We start from the raw sequence: 16,759 nt of genomic DNA, 5'->3' as shown, positions 1-16,759 counted from the left end.
GCGGTGGCGCGACTCTCAGGGAAAACTAGCGCTCCGGCGCTTTGCGCCAGCCATACCAGGCGCCCACCACGCACGGAATGCCCAGTGCGATCCAGGCCAGGATGTCCCCCAGCCCGCCATCGCTGAAGAGTGCCGAGATCAGCCCGAAGGTGGTCAGCAGGCCGAGCACGATCGGCCAGCCCCACATGCGCCAGAAGCTTTGATGGTGTTGATGCGGCTTCATGCCTGAACCTTCATCGCCGGAGCCGGCTCGCCCTGCGGGGTGGCAGGCGCATGCTGCTCATGCGCAGCCGTCTTCTTGCTGGACGCAGGCACGGGGTTGCCCCGCTTGAGCCAGAGATACAGCCCGCTGCCCAGCACGATGATGGTCGCTATGTCGAGCAGCGCCCAGATGATCTGCATCGGCATGCCGCCGTAGTCGCCGAAGTGCAGCGGCTGCGACACCAGCAGCGCCCAGAGGTACCAGGGCAGCTTCGGCGACGCGGTCACCTGCGCCGTCTTGGCGTCGACCAGCACCGGCTGGAAGAGCTTCGAAGTGAAGGGCTCGTTGCCGCGCAGGAAAAAGGTGGTGTGATGCGGGCTCGAGAACGACGTGCCCGGGAACGCGATGAACGACAGCTTCGTGCCGGGCGCCTTCTGCATCGCGGCGTCCATCGAGCGCTGCACCGAGCCGCGTTCGTTCACCGCCACGATGGGCTCGTTCTTGTAAGGAGTGAGAAGTGCGCTGAGCTGGTCGTATTGCCAGTACTTGATGAGCAGGTCGGCCCACGTGTTGATCATGCCGGTGGCGCCCACCACGAACACCCACACCAGCGTGACGATGCCCAGCAGGTTGTGCAGGTCGAGCCACTTCAGGCGTGGCCGCTTCTCGCGCCGCACCGTGCCGAAGTCGAGCTTGCGCATGAAGGGCGAATACAGCACCACGCCCGAGACGACGGCCACCAGCAGCAGCAGGCCCATGAAGCCGAGGAACAGCTTGCCCGGCAGCCCGGCAAAGAGGTCGACGTGCAGCTTGAACATCACGTACATGAAGCCTTCGTCGAACTTGGGCTGCGCGAGCACCTCGCCCGTGCGCGCATCGACCGCGACCGACTTGAAGTCGTCCGTGGCTTCCGGCGTGGGCGTGAGCGTGACGAACCACAGGCCGTCGTCGTCCTCGGGCTGCGAGGCGAACTGCACCACGCGGTCGGGGTGCTTCGCCTTCGCGATGTCGAGCACGCGATCGAGGCTGATGTGCGGCGTGCCCGCCGGCATCTTCGGCGCCTCGACCTCGGTGCCGAGCAGGTGGCCGATCTCGTGGTGGAAGATCAGCGGCAGCCCCGTGATGCACAGCAGCAGCATGAACACCGTGCACACGAGGCTGCTCCACTTGTGCACCCAGGCCCAGGTCTTGATCTTTCGGCTGTTCATGTCGTGGTGGCTCTGATGGAGAAAGGGATTCTAGAAACGGTAGGTGGCGCTGGCGACGATGTTGCGGCGCGAGCCATACCAGCAGTCACCACGCGACAGGCAGGTGCTGAAGTAGACCTTGTCCGTCACGTTGTTGATGTTGAGCGCATAGCGCCAGGCGGCGGTCTCGTAGGCGAACACGAGATCGGCCAGCGCAACGCCCGGTATGCGCGGACCCACGCCCGACTGCATGTCGCGGAACGAGCTCATCATGCGCAGCCCGGCGCCGGCCGAGAAGCCGCTCACGCCGCCGACCGAGAATTTGTACTTGGCCCAGACGCTCGCCTGGTGCTTTGGCAGGCCCTCGATCAGCGCGTCGGCGTCGGTGTAGTTGTAGTGGGCAATGAGGTCGAGGTTCGGGCCGATCGATCCCTTGGCCTCCAGCTCCACGCCGCGGGTCTTGGTTTCGCCGAGCTGCGTGAACACCTTGGGCTGCGGCTCGCTGATCTGGTTCTTCTCGCGCAGGTCGTACACCGCAGCGCTGAAGGCCAGGGCGCGGTCCTTGGGCTCGTATTTCACGCCCACTTCCCATTGCTCGCCGCGCAGCGGACTGAAGATGCGGCCTTCGCGCGCAGCCTGCGGCGTGAACGACTCGCTGTAGCTCAGGTACGGCGACCAGCCGGAGGGCGAGGCGTGCATCAGGCCGAGGCGCTTGGTGGTGGCGCTGCTCTTCTCGTCGTTGCTGCCCGCAGCGCTGGACACGGCCCTGTCGTGCCGAAGGCCCGCCACCAGGATCCAGTTGTCGAGCTTGATCTGGTCCTGCAGATAGACGCCCGTCTGGCGCTGGCGGGTGCGTGGCCGCGCGTCGCGCACGGGCTCGTCGAGATGGCCGTAGACCGGCGCATAGACGTCGATGGTGTCGAAAGTCGTTCCGACCCAGACGTTCTCGCGCTGGCGTGCGAAGTCCGCACCCACGAGCAGCGTGTGCTTCAGGGCGCCGGTCTGGAAGTGGCCCTCGACGTGGTTGTCGAGCGTCTGCGTGCGGTTGCGCGTGAGCGAGCTGTCGTAGTAGCGGCCCAGCACGCGCTTGAAGATCGGGTCGGTGGCATCCCAGCTTTCGGCCCCCACGAACGCGCCGCCGTAGTGGTAGCGGTTGTCGTTTTCGTTGCGCGCGTAGCGGAAGTTCTGGCGCAGCGTCCAGCTGTCGTTGAACTTGTGCTCGAACTGCCAGCCGAAGGTCTTGCGCTCGCTGTCGTAGTAGTCGCCCGGCTCGCCGATGAAGCGGCTGCTTGGAAGACGTCCGTTCGGGTTCGGCAGCAAGGTGCCCTCCCAGGGCAGAAACTGCGAGCTGCTGCCGCTCTTGTCCTTCTGCCAGAGGCCTTGCAGCGTCAGCGAGGTCATGGCGTTGGGCCGCCAGGTCAGCGAAGGCGCGATCACGCTGCGGTCGTCGGGCACGTAGTCGACCTGCGTGTCGGACTTGCGCTGCAGCGCGATCAGGCGGTACGACAGGGAGCCGTCAGCGTTCAGCGGGCCGGTGAGGTCGGCCTGGATCTGCTTGCGGCCGAAGCTGCCGAACTGCACGCCCACTTCGCGCTGGGCCTCCTGCAGCGGCCGCTTGCTGACCATGTTGACCACGCCGGCGGCCGTGCCGGCACCGAACAGCATGCCCGAGGGGCCGCGCAGCACTTCGAGCCGCTCCAGCGTGTAGGGCTCGGTGCGGGTGGTGCTGGTGTAGTAGCCGTAGGCCTGGCGCAGCCCGTCGAGGTAGACGTCGGGGGTGGAGCCTCGCACCCGCACGGAGTCGGTTCGCGAATCGAGGCCGTAGGCGTCGGAGCGCACGCCGGCCGCGTAGTTGAGCGCGTCCTGCACGTTGATCGCGCCCTGGTCGACCATCTGGTCGCGCGTGATCACGGTCACGGACTGGGGCGTTTCCGACAGCGGCGTGTCGGTCTTGGTGGCGGTGACCGCATTTTTCGCGCGGTAGCCGATCACCGGCGTGGTCGCCGTCTCGGCTTCGGCATTCGCGTCGACCCGCACTTCGGGCAACGAGCCCGCATTCGTCGTCTGGGCCAGCACCTGGTGCTGTGTGGAAATCGCCAGGCACCCCATCAGCACCAACCTCTTCATTCCCGCTCCACTCCTCGAAATTTTGATTAATACGAACGATTCGCATTTTAGTCGTGACAAATTTCCGCTTCCTCCAATCACCGCCCTGAGTGAAGGGCGTTGCGTTGCGAAATTGCGTCTTCGGGTTAGGGGTGAACCGGCTACCATGCCGCCCGCACGCTTCCCGTGCGTTGGCAGCCCTCATGCTCAAGCTCATTGCCTTTCTGTTTCCCGCGCTGCGCGGTCCGGCTTTGCGGCTGATGGTCCTTGCGACTGCCATTGCGCTGACCGGCTGCGCCGGCCTCCCGCCGCGCACGCCCGAACCGCCGACGCTGGCCATTGCGGCCTCGCCCACCACCGAGCTCGGCCGCGCGGCCGTCAGCCTCAACTCCCCGCCCGACGGCCTGACCAGCATGCGGCCGCTGATCGAAGCCTCCTTCGCGCTCGATGCACGGCTGGAGCTGATGCGGCGCGCCAAGTCATCGCTCGACATCCAGACCTACCAGCTCGGCAACGACAAGACCGGTCGCCTGCTGCTGCGCGAAATGCGCAATGCCGCCCGGCGCGGCGTGCGCGTGCGGCTGCTGCTCGACGACTTCTACACAGCCGGCATGGACCGCCTGCTGCTCGGCCTGGCCGCCGAGCCCAATGCCGAGATCCGGCTGTTCAACCCCTTCGTGAACGCGCGCGACCATTCGTCGGGGCGCTGGCTGGAGTTCTTCTCCGACTTCAGGCGGCTCAATCACCGCATGCACAACAAGCTGTTCGTGGCCGACGGCGCCATGGCCATCGCGGGCGGCCGCAACCTGGCCGACGAATACTTCCTGCGCAGCGAGAGCGCGAACTTCATCGATTTCGAGGTGCTGCTGGCCGGCCCGGTGGTCCCCGAGTCCGCCGCCATCTTCGACACCTACTGGAACAGCGACGTGGTCTACCCCCTGCAGCGGGTGGCCAGCACCAGCCGCACGCCGCAGCAACTCAAAGCGGACTTCGAAGAGGCGACCTCTCCCGCCCATGCACCGCCGCCCGACCCGCTGGCCGCCACCGACCTGCTCGGCGACCCGCCACTGGCCGCCCAGCTTGCCAACATCGACGAGGCCAAGTGGATGCGCGCCGAGGCCCATGCCTCCGCCGACAGCCCCAACAAGGCGCTGGGCGTCATGGCTCATCCCACGGAGTCGCTGGCGCAGCGCTTTCACGAAATGCTGGCCACGGCCCAGTCGAACGTGGTGGTGATCTCGCCCTACTTCATTCCCGGCGACGAGGGCATGGAACGCATCCGCATGGGCCGCGACCACGGCGTGAACATCACCGTCATCACCAACTCGCTGGCCGACAGCGACGAGCCACTGGTCAACATCAACTACAACCGCTACCGCGTCGACATGCTCAAGCTGGGCGTGAACCTGTACGAGGTCAGCACCCAGCAGCTGCGGCGCAGCGGCCAGTTCCGCGACCTGCTCAAGAAGGCGCGCGGCCGCCTGCACGCCAAGCTGGCACTGGTCGACCGGCAGTGGGTGCTGCTCGGCTCGATGAACCTCGACCCGCGTTCCGCCCGACTGAACACCGAGTTCGGCGTGCGCGTGCGCAGCTTCGACCTGACACAGGCACTGCTCTTCGCCTACCAGCTCGACGACATCGAGGGCGTCTACCGCGTCACGCTCAAGCCCGATGGCCAGAACGTGCAATGGGTCGGCACCGGCGACGTCGACAACGAGGTGCTCGACAGCGAGCCGGACTCGAGCATGCTGACACGGCTGCAGCTGCTGCTGTTCTCGTGGTTCGTGCCCACGGACCAGCTGTAGGCAGCGCCCGGTTCAGAGCAAGCGCTGCAACAGGCGATAGCCCTCGGGCCAGTCGCCGAGGCCGCTGGCAGCGTTGATGTGCCAAAGCGCCCCCACCTCGACTAACTCACTGCCCCAGGCGCGTGCGCGCTCGCTCGCGTAAGCCGTGCTGCCATACGGATCGTCATTGCTGGCGACCACGATGCTCGGAAACGGCAGTCGGGCGGACGGCAGCGGCTCGAACCCCAGCGACGTTTCCGCCGGATAGGCAGCCGCCTGAGGGTCGGGGACTGCGACGAGCAATGCGCCTCGAATCCGGGGCGTGCACCGCATCGCCCAATGCACCACGGCCAGGCAGCCCAGGCTGTGCGCCACGACCACGAGATCGCGGCCCAACCCGCCAGCCTGCTGCTCCAGCGCCGAGACCCAGTCGTCGCAAACCGCCCGATCCCAGTCATCGACCTGCAACCGGAGCCATTCCGGTCGAGTCGACTGCCAGATGCTCTGCCAATGCGCAGGTCCTGAATTGCCGTGCCCAGGCACGACAAAGACTGGATTTTTCATTCGCGGTTCTCCCGTTGAGCGATGCGCTTCAGTCTATGAAGCACGACCGCCCGAGCGGAAGAGCAAGGCATTCGAAGGCGCAGCCGAAAACCTTCAAGTCATCGGCAATGCGGTCTGCTACACGACCACCACCAGCTTGCCGGCCGCACTGTTGCTCTCCATCTTCGTGTGAGCTTCGACGATCTCGTCGAAGCCGTACACATGGTCGATGGGCACGCTCAGCTTGCCCGCGCTCACGCCGTCGAGAAAGTCCTGAAGCACCGAGGCAGGCAGGTCGGAGGCATCGCCGGAGTACGCGCAAAGCCGCACGAGGTTCTTGAGGTAGCCGATCGGATAGAAGTCCTTGACCAGCCACTCGTTCGACAGCATTCCGGTGAAGCAGACGACGCCTCTGGGCCGAACCGCCCGCAAGGTGTCGGGCAGCGCAGGCGTGCCGACCAACTCCAGTGCGAGATCCACGCCGCCCGGCAGGATCTTCCGGACCTGCGAAGCCGCATCGCCGTCATCGACGATCACGTGGTCGACCCCGGCAGCCGTGAGCACATCCCGCTTTGCAGCGTTGCGCGTTGTCGAGAAGACCACGAGGCCGCGCTGCCTGGCCAGAATGGCAGCCGCCAGGCCAACCGACGAAGTCCCGCCCCGCACCAGGATCGATTGGCCAGGTTGCGCATCGAGCGCGTTGACCAGCGAGCCATAGGCCGTCTGCAGCATCTCGGGGACGGCGCCGAGCGTGCCCCAGGGCAGAGTACTCTTGAACGGAATCACCTGGCTTGCCGGCACGCAGGTGTACTCGGCATAGCCGCCGTCGTAGGTGCGTCCCATGTTCCCCATCACCGCAACCACTTGCTGGTCGACCGCGAACTCGCCTCCGGGGCATTCGGCGACCTGCCCGCAGGCTTCGATGCCGAGCACCCGGGGAAATGTCACGCCTTCCGCCAGCCCCAACCGCGTATGAAGCTCTGATCGATTGAGCCCGAACGCGCGGACCTTGATGAGCACCTGCCCCTTGAGCGGCGTCGGTATGGGCAGCTCGCGATAGTGCAGCGCTTCGGGCGGCCCGGGCGCATCCAGCACGATGGCTCGCATGGTCTTGTTCGCGGATTCGCTCATCGTCTTCTCCTGCGATGGCATCGAGGGCGCCACCGCGTTGCAGTGGCGCATCTTATTGGTTTGATCTCAACGACGCCTGGGCATCAACGTCGGCACGCCGCAGGCCAGCAGTTCGCCGCGCCCCTGGTGCGAATGAAAGCTGCTGCCGTCCCACACCACCTCGCCGCGGCTCAGCGTCACGCCCGGCCAGGCTTTGAGCGGCATGCCTTCATACGGCGTGTAGTCGACCTCATGGTGAAGCTGCTCGTTCTTCAGCACGAAGTCGCGTTCGTCCCAGATCACGATGTCTGCATCGGAACCCACTGCGATCGTTCCCTTGCGCGGATGCAGACCGTAGGCCTTGGCCGGGCCCGTGGCCGTGAGTTCGACAAAACGGTTGGCCGTCATCCGGCCCGAGAGCACGCCTTCGGACCACAGCAGCGGCATGCGTGTCTCGATGCCCGGAATACCGTTGGGAATGTGGCGGAACGCGACCTCTTCGCCACCGGGCTTCTTGCCTTCCGGTGCGTCGTACTTGAACGGTGCATGGTCAGACGAGAACACGGTGAAGAGCCCGTCGTTGAGTCCGTCCCAGATCACCTGCTGGTTGGCCTTGTCGCGCGGCGGTGGGCTGCACACGCACTTCGCGCCCTTGTAGCTGTCGTCGATGCCCAGGTCTTCAGCGGTGAGGAACAGGTACTGCGGGCAGGTCTCGGCGAACACGTTCAGGCCATGCGCACGCGCCCAGCGAATCTGCTCGACGGCTTCGCGGCCCGACACGTGCACGATCAGGATCGGCACATCGACCAGTTCGGCCAGCGCGATGGCGCGGTGCGTCGCCTCGCGTTCCACCAGCATCGGCCGCGCATGCGCGTGAAAGCGCGGCGCGGTGCGGCCTGCGGCCTCGAGCCGCTTGGTCAGCCACTCGATGCAGTCGGAGTTCTCGGCATGCAGCATCGCCATTGCGCCGTGTTCACGCGCCACCGCCAGCACGTCGAGGATCTGGCCATCGTTGAGCTTCATGTCGTCGTAGGTCATGTAGATCTTGAAGGACGTGAAGCCTTCCTTGATCAGCGCCGGCAACTCTTCCTTCAGCACCGTGGGCGTCGGGTCGCTCACGATCAGGTGGAAGGCGTAGTCGACGTGGGCCTTGCCGGCGGCGCGGTCACGATAGTCCTCGACCGCAGCGCGCAGTGACTGGCCCTTCTGCTGCGCGGCAAACGGAATCACGGTCGTCGTGCCTCCGCAAGCCGCCGAACGCGTGCCGGTGTCGAAGTCGTCGGCGTTGCGCGTGGGCGGTGGCATCGGCTGGTCGAGATGGCAGTGGGCATCCACGCCGCCCGGCGTCACGGTGCGGCCCGCCGCATCGATCTCGCGCGCGGCGGGGCCGAGCTTCGCTCCAAGCTGCACGATGCGCCCTTCGCTGATGCCGATATCGCAATCGAAGGTGTCTGAAGCGGTGACGACGCGCGCATTGCGCACGACAAGGTCGAAGTCGGAGGTTGAAGTGGACATGGTTCAGATGAATCCGGTTCAGGCCGCGCCACGCGCAGCCGCATAGCCCCTGCCGTAGTGGCGCTCCAGCCGCACCTGAACACGGTCCCAGAGCGTGGTCAGCACCAGGTAGAAGCAGGCCGCAACGCAATAGAGTTCGAGCACTTCGAATTTTTCCTGCATGAGCACCTGGGCGCGGCGCATCAGCTCTTCCATCGAGATCACCGACGCCAGCGAGGTTGCCTTGAGCAGCCCGTTCACCGAATTGCCCAGTGGCGGAATGATCACCCGCAAAACCTGCGGCAGGGTCACCAGCCGCAAGGTCGCGAAGCGCGAAAGGCTCAACGCCTTGGCCGCTTCGATCTGCCCCTTCGCGATGGCGGAGAAGCCGCCGCGAATGGTCTCCGACAGGTACGCCGCTTCGTTCAGGCTCAGCGCCAGCACCGCGGAGGTCAACACGTCGAAGCGAAGGCCCAGCTGCGGCAGCCCGGTGTAGATGATGACGATCTGCACCAGCAGCGGCGTGCCGCGAAACACCCAGATGTAGAAGCGCGCCGGCGCCGACAACAATCGATGCGAAGACATGCTGCCCAGCGCCAGTGGCAGCGCCAGGGCCAGGCCGATCACGATGGTCGCGATGGTCAGTCCGATCGTGATGCCCACGCCCCCGAGGAGGAACGGGTTGACGAAGTAGGACAGGAAGGCATCGAAATTGAACACGGCCGGACCCTCTTCAACCTGCTTACTTCGGCGACGGGCCGGGGCCGCGGATCGCGAACTTCGTGGTGTCCTTCAGGCGCGTCATGCGGAACTTGTCGAACAGCTTGTCGTAGGTGCCATCGGCCTTCAGGTCGGTCAGGGCCTGCGCCACGGCTTCGGCAACCGCGCGGTCGCGGAACGACAGCGTGATGTCGGTGCCGTAGAGGCCGCTCGCGCGGATCTTGACGATGCCGCGCTCCTCGAAGGCAATGGCCGTCTCGTCGATGTTGATGCCCGCTTCCAGCTGGCCGGCACGCAGCGCGGCCGTGGTTTCGGAAGCCGTTGCAAAGGTGCGGAAGTCGATAGGCGCCATGCCCTTGGCGACCATGGCCGCATTCGATTCGCGCGACTTGCGCTCGGCATACGTACCGGTCTCGATACCCACGACGTGCCCCGAGAGGTCTTCGAACTTGTTCAGCGCCAGCTTGCTGTTCGGCACGGTGTAGATGCTCATCGATTGCTGGCCGTACGGCACCTGGAACATGAGCTTGGAGCGCTCCTCGGTCCAGAACAGGCCGGTGTTGATCACGTCGAAGCGGCCGGCCTGCAGCGCGGGCACCATCGGCGGCATGTCCATGCGCATGAAGACGGGCTCAAGGCACAGTTGCTTTGCGACAGCGCGGCCGAGTTCGATGTTGAGCCCCTGCAACTCGCCCTTGCTGTCGACGAACTGCTGCGGCGGCAGTGTCGGGTTGGTGGACATCTGGAGCTTGCCGGGCGCGGTCAGGTGTTCGGCAGAGACCTTGGGCGTACAGGTCTGGGCAAGGACCGAGCCGCTCAGCACGAGGCCGACGATGAAACCCAGGGATAGTTTGATCATGTGCATGAGATGCTTTCGTTGAAGACAGGGAGGAAAGAAAGAGAAGAACTCGGGCAATCGAAGTCAGGCCGTCTGGGTCGCTTTTCGACATGCAACCAGCGCCACGTGCACGGCTTCGATCACGGGCTCCGCGCGCTGGTTGACGAGCTGCAGGCTCTCGGTCACCACGCCGCGGCCACCGCGCGACGAAAGACGTTTGTCGGTGAAGCGGAACACCACGTGCACCGCATCCCCTGCAACAACAGGTCGCAAGAACCGGACCTGATCCCATCCGAGCGAAGCGATGGAACTGTTCTCGTAAATCTTCAATGCGGTCTTCAGCCCCTCCATCAGCGAGAGACCGAACAGCCCGTGCGCAATGACGCCCGGAAAGCCGCGCGACTGCGCGTAGTCCGCATCGGTATGCAATGGATGGTGGTCGTGTGTGAGATCGCAGAAGCGGCCGATGTCCTCGGCACTCACGACGTGGCTTTCGCTGCGCAGTTCTGCGCCGATCACCACGTCTTCGAAATACACATCACTCATGCCCGCTCTCCTTGCGCCGCGTTGCCAGCGTGGCGTGGTGCCTTCGCAATGAACTCGTCGTGCACGCCCATGGGGCCGTTGCGGAAGATGCGTGCGTCCATGGTGCGCAGTTGCTCGCTGACGCGCACCTCGAAGCCGATCTTCTCGAGCACGTCTTCCTTCAGTCGCACGCCTGGCGCAACCTCGGTGAGCACGAGCCCGTCGGCTTCGAGTTCGAACACGGCGCGGTCGGTCACGAAGCTCACTTGCTGGCCTCGCTCTCGCGCGAGCCGCCCCGAGAAGCTGATCTGATCGACCGCCGGCACGAACTTCTTGAATGCCCCGTCACGCCGGATCTTGAGTTCGCCGTCGGCCACGCCGATGTCGAAGTCGCCCCCAGTGAGCGAACCGTTGAACACCAGCCGCTGCGTGTTCTGCGTGATGTTGATGAAGCCGCCCGCGCCGTCGTAGCGCTTGCCGAAACGCGTGACGTTGACGTTGCCTTGCGGGTCGACCTGCGCGAACGAAAGAAACGCGCAGCTCAGGCCGCCACCGTCGTAGAAGTCGAACTGGTACGACTGGTCGAGGATCGCGCGCGGGTTGACCGAAGTGCCGAACTCGCGCGCATGACCGGGCACGCCGCCGACCACGCCCGACTCGACCGTGAGCGTGATGAGGTCGGCAATGCCCTCTTCCGAGGCCACGTTGGGAATCATCGCGGAGATGCCCACGCCGAGGTTCACCACGTCGCGCGGGCGCAGCTCGAAGGCCGCGCGCCTTGCCACCACGCGGCGCACGTCGAGCGGGTCTGGCGCGATGCTCGAGGCCGGCACCACGATCTCGCCGCAGCGCGCCGGGTCGTAGCGCGTGGTGTAGGTCTGCATCTGCTCGGGCTCGACCACGAAGTGATCGATCAGGAAGCCCGGGATCTTCACCATGTGCGGATGCAGCGTGCCGCGCTTGACGATGCGCTTGACCTGGCAGATGACGATGCCGCCGGCGTTGTGCACGGCCTGCGCCATCGAGAGGTCTTCGCGCGCGGTGGCTTCGTGCTCCATGCTCACGTAGCCGTCTTCGTCGGCCGAGGTGCCGCGGATGAGCGCCACGTTCGGCACGCCGGGTGCGCGGTAGAACAGCCAGTCGCGGTCGGCCACGTGCACCAGCTCGACCAGCGCCTCGGTGGTGCGGGCATTCATGCGGCCGCCGTCCTGGCGCGGGTCCATGTAGGTTTCGAGGCCCACGTGCGTGAGCACGCCGGGCTGGCGGCCCGCCATCGCGCGGCACAGGTGCGTCATGACACCCTGCGGGAAGTTGTAGGCCTCCACGTCCTGAGCGAGGATCATCTTCATGAACGGCAGCTGCATGCCGAAGTTGCCGCCGATCACGCGGCGCACCAGGCCCGGGTGCGCGAAGTGGCACATCCCCTTTTCGGTGAGTGCGCCCACGCCGGTAACGTGGAACAGCGTGAGGTCGTGCGGGCCGTCGCCGGCGGTGAAGCGCCGCTCGATGGCTTCGAACACGGCTTCGGGCACGCCCGAGCCGCCGTTGCCGCCGGCCAGCACCATGTCGCCATCGCGCAGCAGCGCGGCGGCGGCGTCGGGGGTGATGCAGTCGATCATGGCTGCGTCCTCAAGCCAGTTCTTTCACGACCTGGCGCGAGATGATCAGGCGCTGGATCTGGTTGGTGCCTTCGTAGATCTGCGCCAGGCGCACGTCGCGGAAGATGCGCTCGATGCGGTAGTCGCGCGAGTAGCCGTTGCCACCGTGGATCTGCAGCGCGTTCGACACGTGGCGCATCGCCATGTCGGTGGTGAAGAGCTTGGCCTGCGCGCCTTCCTTGGCGATGGAGTGGCCGGCGTCCTGCAGCCGAGCGCCGTGGTGAATCAGCAGGCGCGCCGCGGCGATATCGGTCGCCATGTCGGCCACCATGAACTGGATGGCCTGGAAGTTCATGATCGGCTCGCCGAACTGCTTGCGCGTGGTGGCGTAGGCCACGGCGTCTTCCATCGCGGCCTGCGCCATGCCGAGCGCCATGGACGACATCAGCAGGCGGCTGAAGTTGAAGTTGCCCATGGCCGTCTTGAAAGCCTGGTTCTCGGCGCCGATCAGCGCCGTCCTGGGCACGTGCACGTCCTGCAGCACGATCTGGCAGTCTTCCAGGCCGTGCATGCCGAGCAGTTCCTCGTTCTTGCCGCGGCTCACGCCGGCCTGGTGCGCATCGACCATGAAGCAGCTGATCGACTTGTGGCCGGCCTCCTTGCCGGTGCGCGCGAACACCATGATGCGATCGGCCACGCCGCCGAGCGTGACCCAGGCCTTGGTGCCGTTGAGTACCCAGCCGTCTTCCACGGCGCGCGCGGTGGTGGTGATGCTGGCCACGTCCGAGCCGAAGTCGGGCTCCGACATGGCGGTGGCCATGACGACGGAGCCGTCGAGGATGCCGGGGATCAGCGCCTTCTGGCTCTCGTTGCCGTGGTGGTGCAGGAACAGCGCCGCCTCGACGGGAATCGCGAACGCGTTGCCGATGGCGCCCGAGCAGCGCGCCAGCTCTTCCATCACGAGGCAGGTGCTGACGGTGTCAAAGCCCGAGCCGCCGGCCACTTCGGGCAGGCTCACTCCGAACAGTCCGAGCTCGGCCATGCCGCGGTACAGCACCCGGTCGAACTTGTCTTCACGGTCGATGGCCGCGGCACGCGGCAGCACTTCGCCCTCGGCGAAACGGCGCGCGGTGTCGCGCAGCGAGATCTGGTCTTCGGTGAGGAAATGGGTCATGGTCTTCAGGCGGTGTGATCGGGTTGCTGCTCGGCTTCGTCGCTGGCCAGGTGGCCGTCGTGCGCGACTTCGTCCTGTTCGCGGTCGAGGAAATAGACGGCCACGTTGTGGCTGCCGGTGGCGAAGCAGGTAGCCAGCGCGGGCGTGATGGCGGCGGCCAAGGCGCGACGCTGGGCCGGCGTGCGGCGGTAGGCGTGCACCTTGACGAACACGCGCGTGCCCTCTCCCCCGCCGTCGTGGCCCAACTGGCCCTCGTGGGCATAGTCGTGGGGCGCGATGGGCATGAAGTACAGGGTCACGGTCGAGGGCTCGACGCCGAACGACGTGACGACGCCGTCGGTCAGCGCGCGGCTGGCGGTGCGCTTGCGGGTTTCGGGGGCGCTCGGCGCCAGGATTTCGAGATAGGGCATGTCGGTGAGAGGTTGTTTCAGTTCGGCGCGACAGCGCGGCAGGAGGCGCGCTGTATCAGCCGCGAGCCGACGCGGTATTCGCGCCCGCTGTTGGCCACGCCGGAGAGGCGCTGCACCAGCCGGTCGACCGCGAGGTTGGCCATCTCAAAGGCGCCGCTGTCCACCACGCTGATGGCGGGGCGCTGCCACTCGAACCACGGCGAGTCTTCGTAGAAGAGCAGCGAGAGGTCGTCGGGAATCAGCAGCCCGCGCTCCGACACCACGCGCAGCACGCCGAGCGATGACTCGTGGTTGGCCACGAACAGGGCCGAGGGCGGCGTGGGCATCGACAGCAGCGCGTTGGCGGCCACCACGCCTGTTTCGGGCGCATAGCGGCCGGCCTGGATCAGCGCCGGATCGATGGGCAGGCCCGCTTCCTGCATGGCCCGCTTGTAGCCCGCGAGACGTTCCTTGCCGGAGGTGGTGTCGCTCATGCCCACGATCAGGCCGATGCGCCGGTGACCGAGGTCGAGCAGGTGCTTGGTGCCGGCATAGGCGCCGTCGAGGTCGCCCGCGAGCACCGATTCGAGCGTGGCGCCCTCGACGCGGCGCACCGCGCAGATCACCGGGATGTCGGCGTGCTCCATGGCCAGCAGTTGGGCGCCGTTGGCACCGTTGGGCACGGCGATCAGGCCGTCGACGCTGTGGTCGACCAGGGTCTTGAAGATGTCGCGTTCCTGCTCGGGGTCGTCGGCGCTGATGCTCAGGATGACCTGGTAGCCGAGCGCCTGCATGCGCGTCTGCACCACCGAGGCGAGCACCTGGAACGAGGCGTTCTCCAGGTTGTGCACGGTGAGGCCGATGAGCCGCGAGCGCTTGGTTTTCAGCGCCCGGGCGAAGGTGTTGGTGCGGTAGCCGAGGGCGGCGGCGACCTGGATCACGTGCCGCTGCGTCGCATGGTTGGTGAGGCTGGAGCCGGCCAGCGCACGGGAGGCCGTGGCAATGGAAACGTCGGCGGCACGGGCCACGTCGCGCAGCGTTACCGCCATGGCTTGGCCTCATGAGAGCAGTTTCTTGTAAACGTTTGCATATTTTTATCGTAGGTTTTCATAAGGACTGTAGTCAAGAAGAAAACTGCAACCCATGCGGTCTGGTCGGGATTATTGCAATCGTTTCCAATTTTCTTGCATACTGCCGGCTTCAGCGACCCAACCCAGGATGGCCATGCACATTTCCGGAGTCGGCGGCATCTGGCCCGCCACGCTCACCCCCTTCACCCCGGACGGCCGCGTCGACGACGACGCGCTGGCCGCCCATGTGCGCGACGTGGCCGGCACGCCCGGCGTGCGCGCGGTGGTGGTCAACGGGCATGCGGGCGAGGCGACTTCGCTCGATCGCGCGGAGCGCGCCCAGGTGGTGAGCGTTGCGGTGGCTGCGGCCGGCAGCGTGCCCGTGGTGGCCGGCGTGGTGGCCGACGACACCCGCTACGCCTGCGCGCTGGCGCAAGACGCGGCGCAGGCCGGAGCCTCGGCCCTGTTGCTGTTTCCGCCCGCGGTGTTCGCGCAGGGCGCGGGCGCGCGGCCCGACATGGCCCGTCGCTTCGTGAGCGAGGTGGCCGGTGCGAGCAGCCTGCCCATCGTGCTGTTCCAGCTGTCGCGCGCCTCGGGCCTCGCGTTCTCCACCGAGACGTTGGCGCAGCTTTGCCTGGACGTGCCTGCCATCGTGGCAGTGAAGGAAGGCAGCGACATTCCCGAGCTCTACGAAGACAACCTCCGGGCCCTGCGCGCGCTGCCGCGCCCGGTCACGCTGCTGAGCAGCAGCAACAGCTGGCTGTTCGCTTCCCTGACCTATGGCGCCGATGGCATTCTTTCGGGCCTGGGCAGCGTGGCCGCCCCGCTGCTGGTGGCGCTGCACGAAGCCGTCACACGCGGCGACCTGGCTGCCGCACGCGCAGTCAACGATCGGCTGGTGCCGCTGTGCCGGGCCTTCTATCGCGCGCCATACCTCGACGCCCACAACCGCATGAAGACTGCGCTGCATCTTCTCGGCCGGCTGCCCCATCCGGACCCACGCCCGCCGCTGCTGCCCGTGCCGGCCGACGACACGGCGCGCATCCGCGCGGCACTGGTGGCCTCGGGCCTGCTGCTGCCTTCCTCCACCCATTGACCTACTGAACAACCTGTCCCATGGCTGATTTCCGCGGCACCTACACCATCATGGTCACGCCCTTCGACGCCGACGGCGCGGTCGACGTGCCCACGCTCGAGCGCTACGTCGACTGGCAGATCGAATCCGGCATCCACGGCCTGATCCCGCTCGGCTCGACGGGTGAATTCATGTCGATGTCCGACGACGAGATCGAGCTCGTCGCCAAGACAGTGATCGACCGCGCCGCCGGCCGCGTGCCGGTGCTGATCGGCACCACTGCCGAAGACACGCGCGCCGCCGTGCGCCTGAGCCGCCGCGCCGAGGCGCAGGGCGCCGACGGCGTGATGGTGCTGCCGCCCTTCTACTGCACCCCCACCGACGACGAACTGTTCCTGCACTACAAGACCATCTCCGACGCCATCGGCATTCCGATCATGGTCTACAACAACCCGGCCGTTGCCAACGTCGACCTGAAGCCGCCGCTGGTGGCGCGGCTCTCGCAGATCGACAACTGCCGCTACATCAAGGAATCGACGCTGGAAGTGACCCGCGTGCGCGACATCATGCGGCTGTCGGACGGCCGCATGGCGGTGTTCGGCGGCATCATGGGCTTCGAGTCGTATGTCGAGGGCGCAGTGGGCTGGGCCGCAGTGCCGTCCAACGGTGCTCCGGGCGAAATGGCGCGCCTGTACGACCTCGTCATGGCCGGCCAGCTGGCCGAGGCGCGCGAGCTGGCGTTCAAGCACTTTCCGATGATCGACTTCGTCGCCGGCCAGTCGTACGTGGCGGGCACCAAGGCCCTGCTCGCGGCCATGGGCCTGCCGGTCGGCGCGCCGCGCCCGCCGCGTCTGCCTATGGGCGCCGAGGGCATCGCCGCGGCGAAGCGCCTGGTCGACGAACTCGGCCTGAAGATCCGAACCACCACCGCCTGAGGTATTCCC

Annotated in this window: 16 protein-coding genes; 3 read left to right on the top strand and 13 right to left on the bottom strand. The window is 66.3% G+C overall.

Translation table 11 applies throughout. The features are described from left to right. Positions 1–25: 25 nt before the first annotated feature. The 3 genes from ACTG4X_RS07890 to ACTG4X_RS07880 are packed head-to-tail and all read right to left on the bottom strand — an operon-like array spanning position 26 to position 3,516. Complete coding sequence (locus ACTG4X_RS07890; protein WP_093048485.1) at positions 26–223, bottom strand: hypothetical protein; 198 nt, start codon at positions 221–223, stop codon at positions 26–28. Further along, positions 220–1,410: a PepSY-associated TM helix domain-containing protein gene (locus ACTG4X_RS07885; protein ID WP_093048482.1), complete on the bottom strand. Its 1,191-nt coding sequence runs from the start codon at positions 1,408–1,410 to the stop codon at positions 220–222. The genes ACTG4X_RS07890 and ACTG4X_RS07885 overlap by 4 nt, the downstream gene beginning before the upstream one ends. Before the next feature lie 30 nt (positions 1,411–1,440). Further along, positions 1,441–3,516, bottom strand: a complete 2,076-nt coding sequence (locus tag ACTG4X_RS07880; RefSeq protein WP_440533557.1) for a TonB-dependent siderophore receptor — start codon at positions 3,514–3,516, stop codon at positions 1,441–1,443. Positions 3,517–3,698: 182 nt separating this feature from the next. Between ACTG4X_RS07880 and ACTG4X_RS07875 the strand changes: the two genes are divergently transcribed. Further along, positions 3,699–5,300 carry a phospholipase D family protein gene (locus tag ACTG4X_RS07875; RefSeq protein ID WP_440533556.1) on the top strand — a complete coding sequence of 534 codons (1,602 nt, stop codon included), beginning with the start codon at positions 3,699–3,701 and terminating at the stop codon, positions 5,298–5,300. Between the two features lie 12 nt (positions 5,301–5,312). Here ACTG4X_RS07875 and ACTG4X_RS07870 read toward each other — a convergent pair whose 3' ends face one another. The 10 genes from ACTG4X_RS07870 to ACTG4X_RS07825 all read right to left on the bottom strand — a co-directional run bounded on the left by ACTG4X_RS07870 (position 5,313) and on the right by ACTG4X_RS07825 (position 14,719). Continuing rightward, on the bottom strand, positions 5,313–5,843 hold the full coding sequence (locus ACTG4X_RS07870; protein WP_097199980.1) for an RBBP9/YdeN family alpha/beta hydrolase: 531 nt from the start codon (positions 5,841–5,843) through the stop codon (positions 5,313–5,315). A gap of 117 nt (positions 5,844–5,960) precedes the next feature. Further along, positions 5,961–6,953 carry a zinc-binding alcohol dehydrogenase family protein gene (locus ACTG4X_RS07865; protein ID WP_218840281.1) on the bottom strand — a complete coding sequence of 331 codons (993 nt, stop codon included), beginning with the start codon at positions 6,951–6,953 and terminating at the stop codon, positions 5,961–5,963. A 66-nt stretch (positions 6,954–7,019) separates the two neighbouring features. After that, entirely contained in the window at positions 7,020–8,447 is a 1,428-nt protein-coding gene (gene hydA, locus ACTG4X_RS07860; RefSeq protein ID WP_440533555.1) for a dihydropyrimidinase, read from the bottom strand. A gap of 18 nt (positions 8,448–8,465) precedes the next feature. After that, complete coding sequence (locus ACTG4X_RS07855) at positions 8,466–9,146, bottom strand: amino acid ABC transporter permease (RefSeq protein ID WP_093048470.1); 681 nt, start codon at positions 9,144–9,146, stop codon at positions 8,466–8,468. Between the two features lie 22 nt (positions 9,147–9,168). Further along, positions 9,169–10,005, bottom strand: a complete 837-nt coding sequence (locus ACTG4X_RS07850; RefSeq protein WP_440533554.1) for an ABC transporter substrate-binding protein — start codon at positions 10,003–10,005, stop codon at positions 9,169–9,171. A gap of 63 nt (positions 10,006–10,068) precedes the next feature. Continuing rightward, positions 10,069–10,530, bottom strand: coding sequence for a MaoC family dehydratase (locus ACTG4X_RS07845; RefSeq protein ID WP_440533553.1), 462 nt, complete (start codon positions 10,528–10,530; stop codon positions 10,069–10,071). Then, positions 10,527–12,128 carry an acyl CoA:acetate/3-ketoacid CoA transferase gene (locus ACTG4X_RS07840; RefSeq protein ID WP_440533552.1) on the bottom strand — a complete coding sequence of 534 codons (1,602 nt, stop codon included), beginning with the start codon at positions 12,126–12,128 and terminating at the stop codon, positions 10,527–10,529. Before ACTG4X_RS07840 ends, ACTG4X_RS07845 begins: the two co-directional genes overlap by 4 nt. Positions 12,129–12,138: 10 nt before the next feature. Continuing rightward, on the bottom strand, positions 12,139–13,281 hold the full coding sequence (locus ACTG4X_RS07835; RefSeq protein ID WP_093075916.1) for an acyl-CoA dehydrogenase family protein: 1,143 nt from the start codon (positions 13,279–13,281) through the stop codon (positions 12,139–12,141). Between the two features lie 5 nt (positions 13,282–13,286). Next, complete coding sequence (locus tag ACTG4X_RS07830) at positions 13,287–13,691, bottom strand: tautomerase family protein (RefSeq protein ID WP_093075918.1); 405 nt, start codon at positions 13,689–13,691, stop codon at positions 13,287–13,289. Between the two features lie 17 nt (positions 13,692–13,708). Then, complete coding sequence (locus tag ACTG4X_RS07825) at positions 13,709–14,719, bottom strand: LacI family DNA-binding transcriptional regulator (RefSeq protein ID WP_440533551.1); 1,011 nt, start codon at positions 14,717–14,719, stop codon at positions 13,709–13,711. 175 nt (positions 14,720–14,894) lie between these two features. Between ACTG4X_RS07825 and ACTG4X_RS07820 the strand changes: the two genes are divergently transcribed. Both ACTG4X_RS07820 and ACTG4X_RS07815 read left to right on the top strand, forming a co-directional pair. Then, complete coding sequence (locus ACTG4X_RS07820; RefSeq protein WP_440533550.1) at positions 14,895–15,836, top strand: dihydrodipicolinate synthase family protein; 942 nt, start codon at positions 14,895–14,897, stop codon at positions 15,834–15,836. Between the two features lie 20 nt (positions 15,837–15,856). Further along, positions 15,857–16,750, top strand: coding sequence for a dihydrodipicolinate synthase family protein (locus ACTG4X_RS07815; protein WP_093048447.1), 894 nt, complete (start codon positions 15,857–15,859; stop codon positions 16,748–16,750). Positions 16,751–16,759: the final 9 nt, after the last annotated feature.

Origin of the sequence: Variovorax sp. YR566 (assembly GCF_051992195.1) — a bacterium.
Lineage (GTDB): Bacteria > Pseudomonadota > Gammaproteobacteria > Burkholderiales > Burkholderiaceae_C > Variovorax.
Note: the sequence above shows the minus strand (reverse complement) of the source record. Positions and strands in the feature narration are given on the sequence as shown.

Coding starts and splice junctions, on each gene's coding strand:
- ACTG4X_RS07890 (WP_093048485.1), bottom strand. CDS start 223: ATGAAGCCGCATCAACACCATCAAAGCTTCTGGCGCATGTGGGGCTGG.
- ACTG4X_RS07885 (WP_093048482.1), bottom strand. CDS start 1,410: ATGAACAGCCGAAAGATCAAGACCTGGGCCTGGGTGCACAAGTGGAGC.
- ACTG4X_RS07880 (WP_440533557.1), bottom strand. CDS start 3,516: ATGAAGAGGTTGGTGCTGATGGGGTGCCTGGCGATTTCCACACAGCAC.
- ACTG4X_RS07875 (WP_440533556.1), top strand. CDS start 3,699: ATGCTCAAGCTCATTGCCTTTCTGTTTCCCGCGCTGCGCGGTCCGGCT.
- ACTG4X_RS07870 (WP_097199980.1), bottom strand. CDS start 5,843: ATGAAAAATCCAGTCTTTGTCGTGCCTGGGCACGGCAATTCAGGACCT.
- ACTG4X_RS07865 (WP_218840281.1), bottom strand. CDS start 6,953: ATGAGCGAATCCGCGAACAAGACCATGCGAGCCATCGTGCTGGATGCG.
- hydA (WP_440533555.1), bottom strand. CDS start 8,447: ATGTCCACTTCAACCTCCGACTTCGACCTTGTCGTGCGCAATGCGCGC.
- ACTG4X_RS07850 (WP_440533554.1), bottom strand. CDS start 10,005: ATGATCAAACTATCCCTGGGTTTCATCGTCGGCCTCGTGCTGAGCGGC.
- ACTG4X_RS07845 (WP_440533553.1), bottom strand. CDS start 10,530: ATGAGTGATGTGTATTTCGAAGACGTGGTGATCGGCGCAGAACTGCGC.
- ACTG4X_RS07840 (WP_440533552.1), bottom strand. CDS start 12,128: ATGATCGACTGCATCACCCCCGACGCCGCCGCCGCGCTGCTGCGCGAT.
- ACTG4X_RS07835 (WP_093075916.1), bottom strand. CDS start 13,281: ATGACCCATTTCCTCACCGAAGACCAGATCTCGCTGCGCGACACCGCG.
- ACTG4X_RS07830 (WP_093075918.1), bottom strand. CDS start 13,691: ATGCCCTATCTCGAAATCCTGGCGCCGAGCGCCCCCGAAACCCGCAAG.
- ACTG4X_RS07825 (WP_440533551.1), bottom strand. CDS start 14,719: ATGGCGGTAACGCTGCGCGACGTGGCCCGTGCCGCCGACGTTTCCATT.
- ACTG4X_RS07820 (WP_440533550.1), top strand. CDS start 14,895: ATGCACATTTCCGGAGTCGGCGGCATCTGGCCCGCCACGCTCACCCCC.
- ACTG4X_RS07815 (WP_093048447.1), top strand. CDS start 15,857: ATGGCTGATTTCCGCGGCACCTACACCATCATGGTCACGCCCTTCGAC.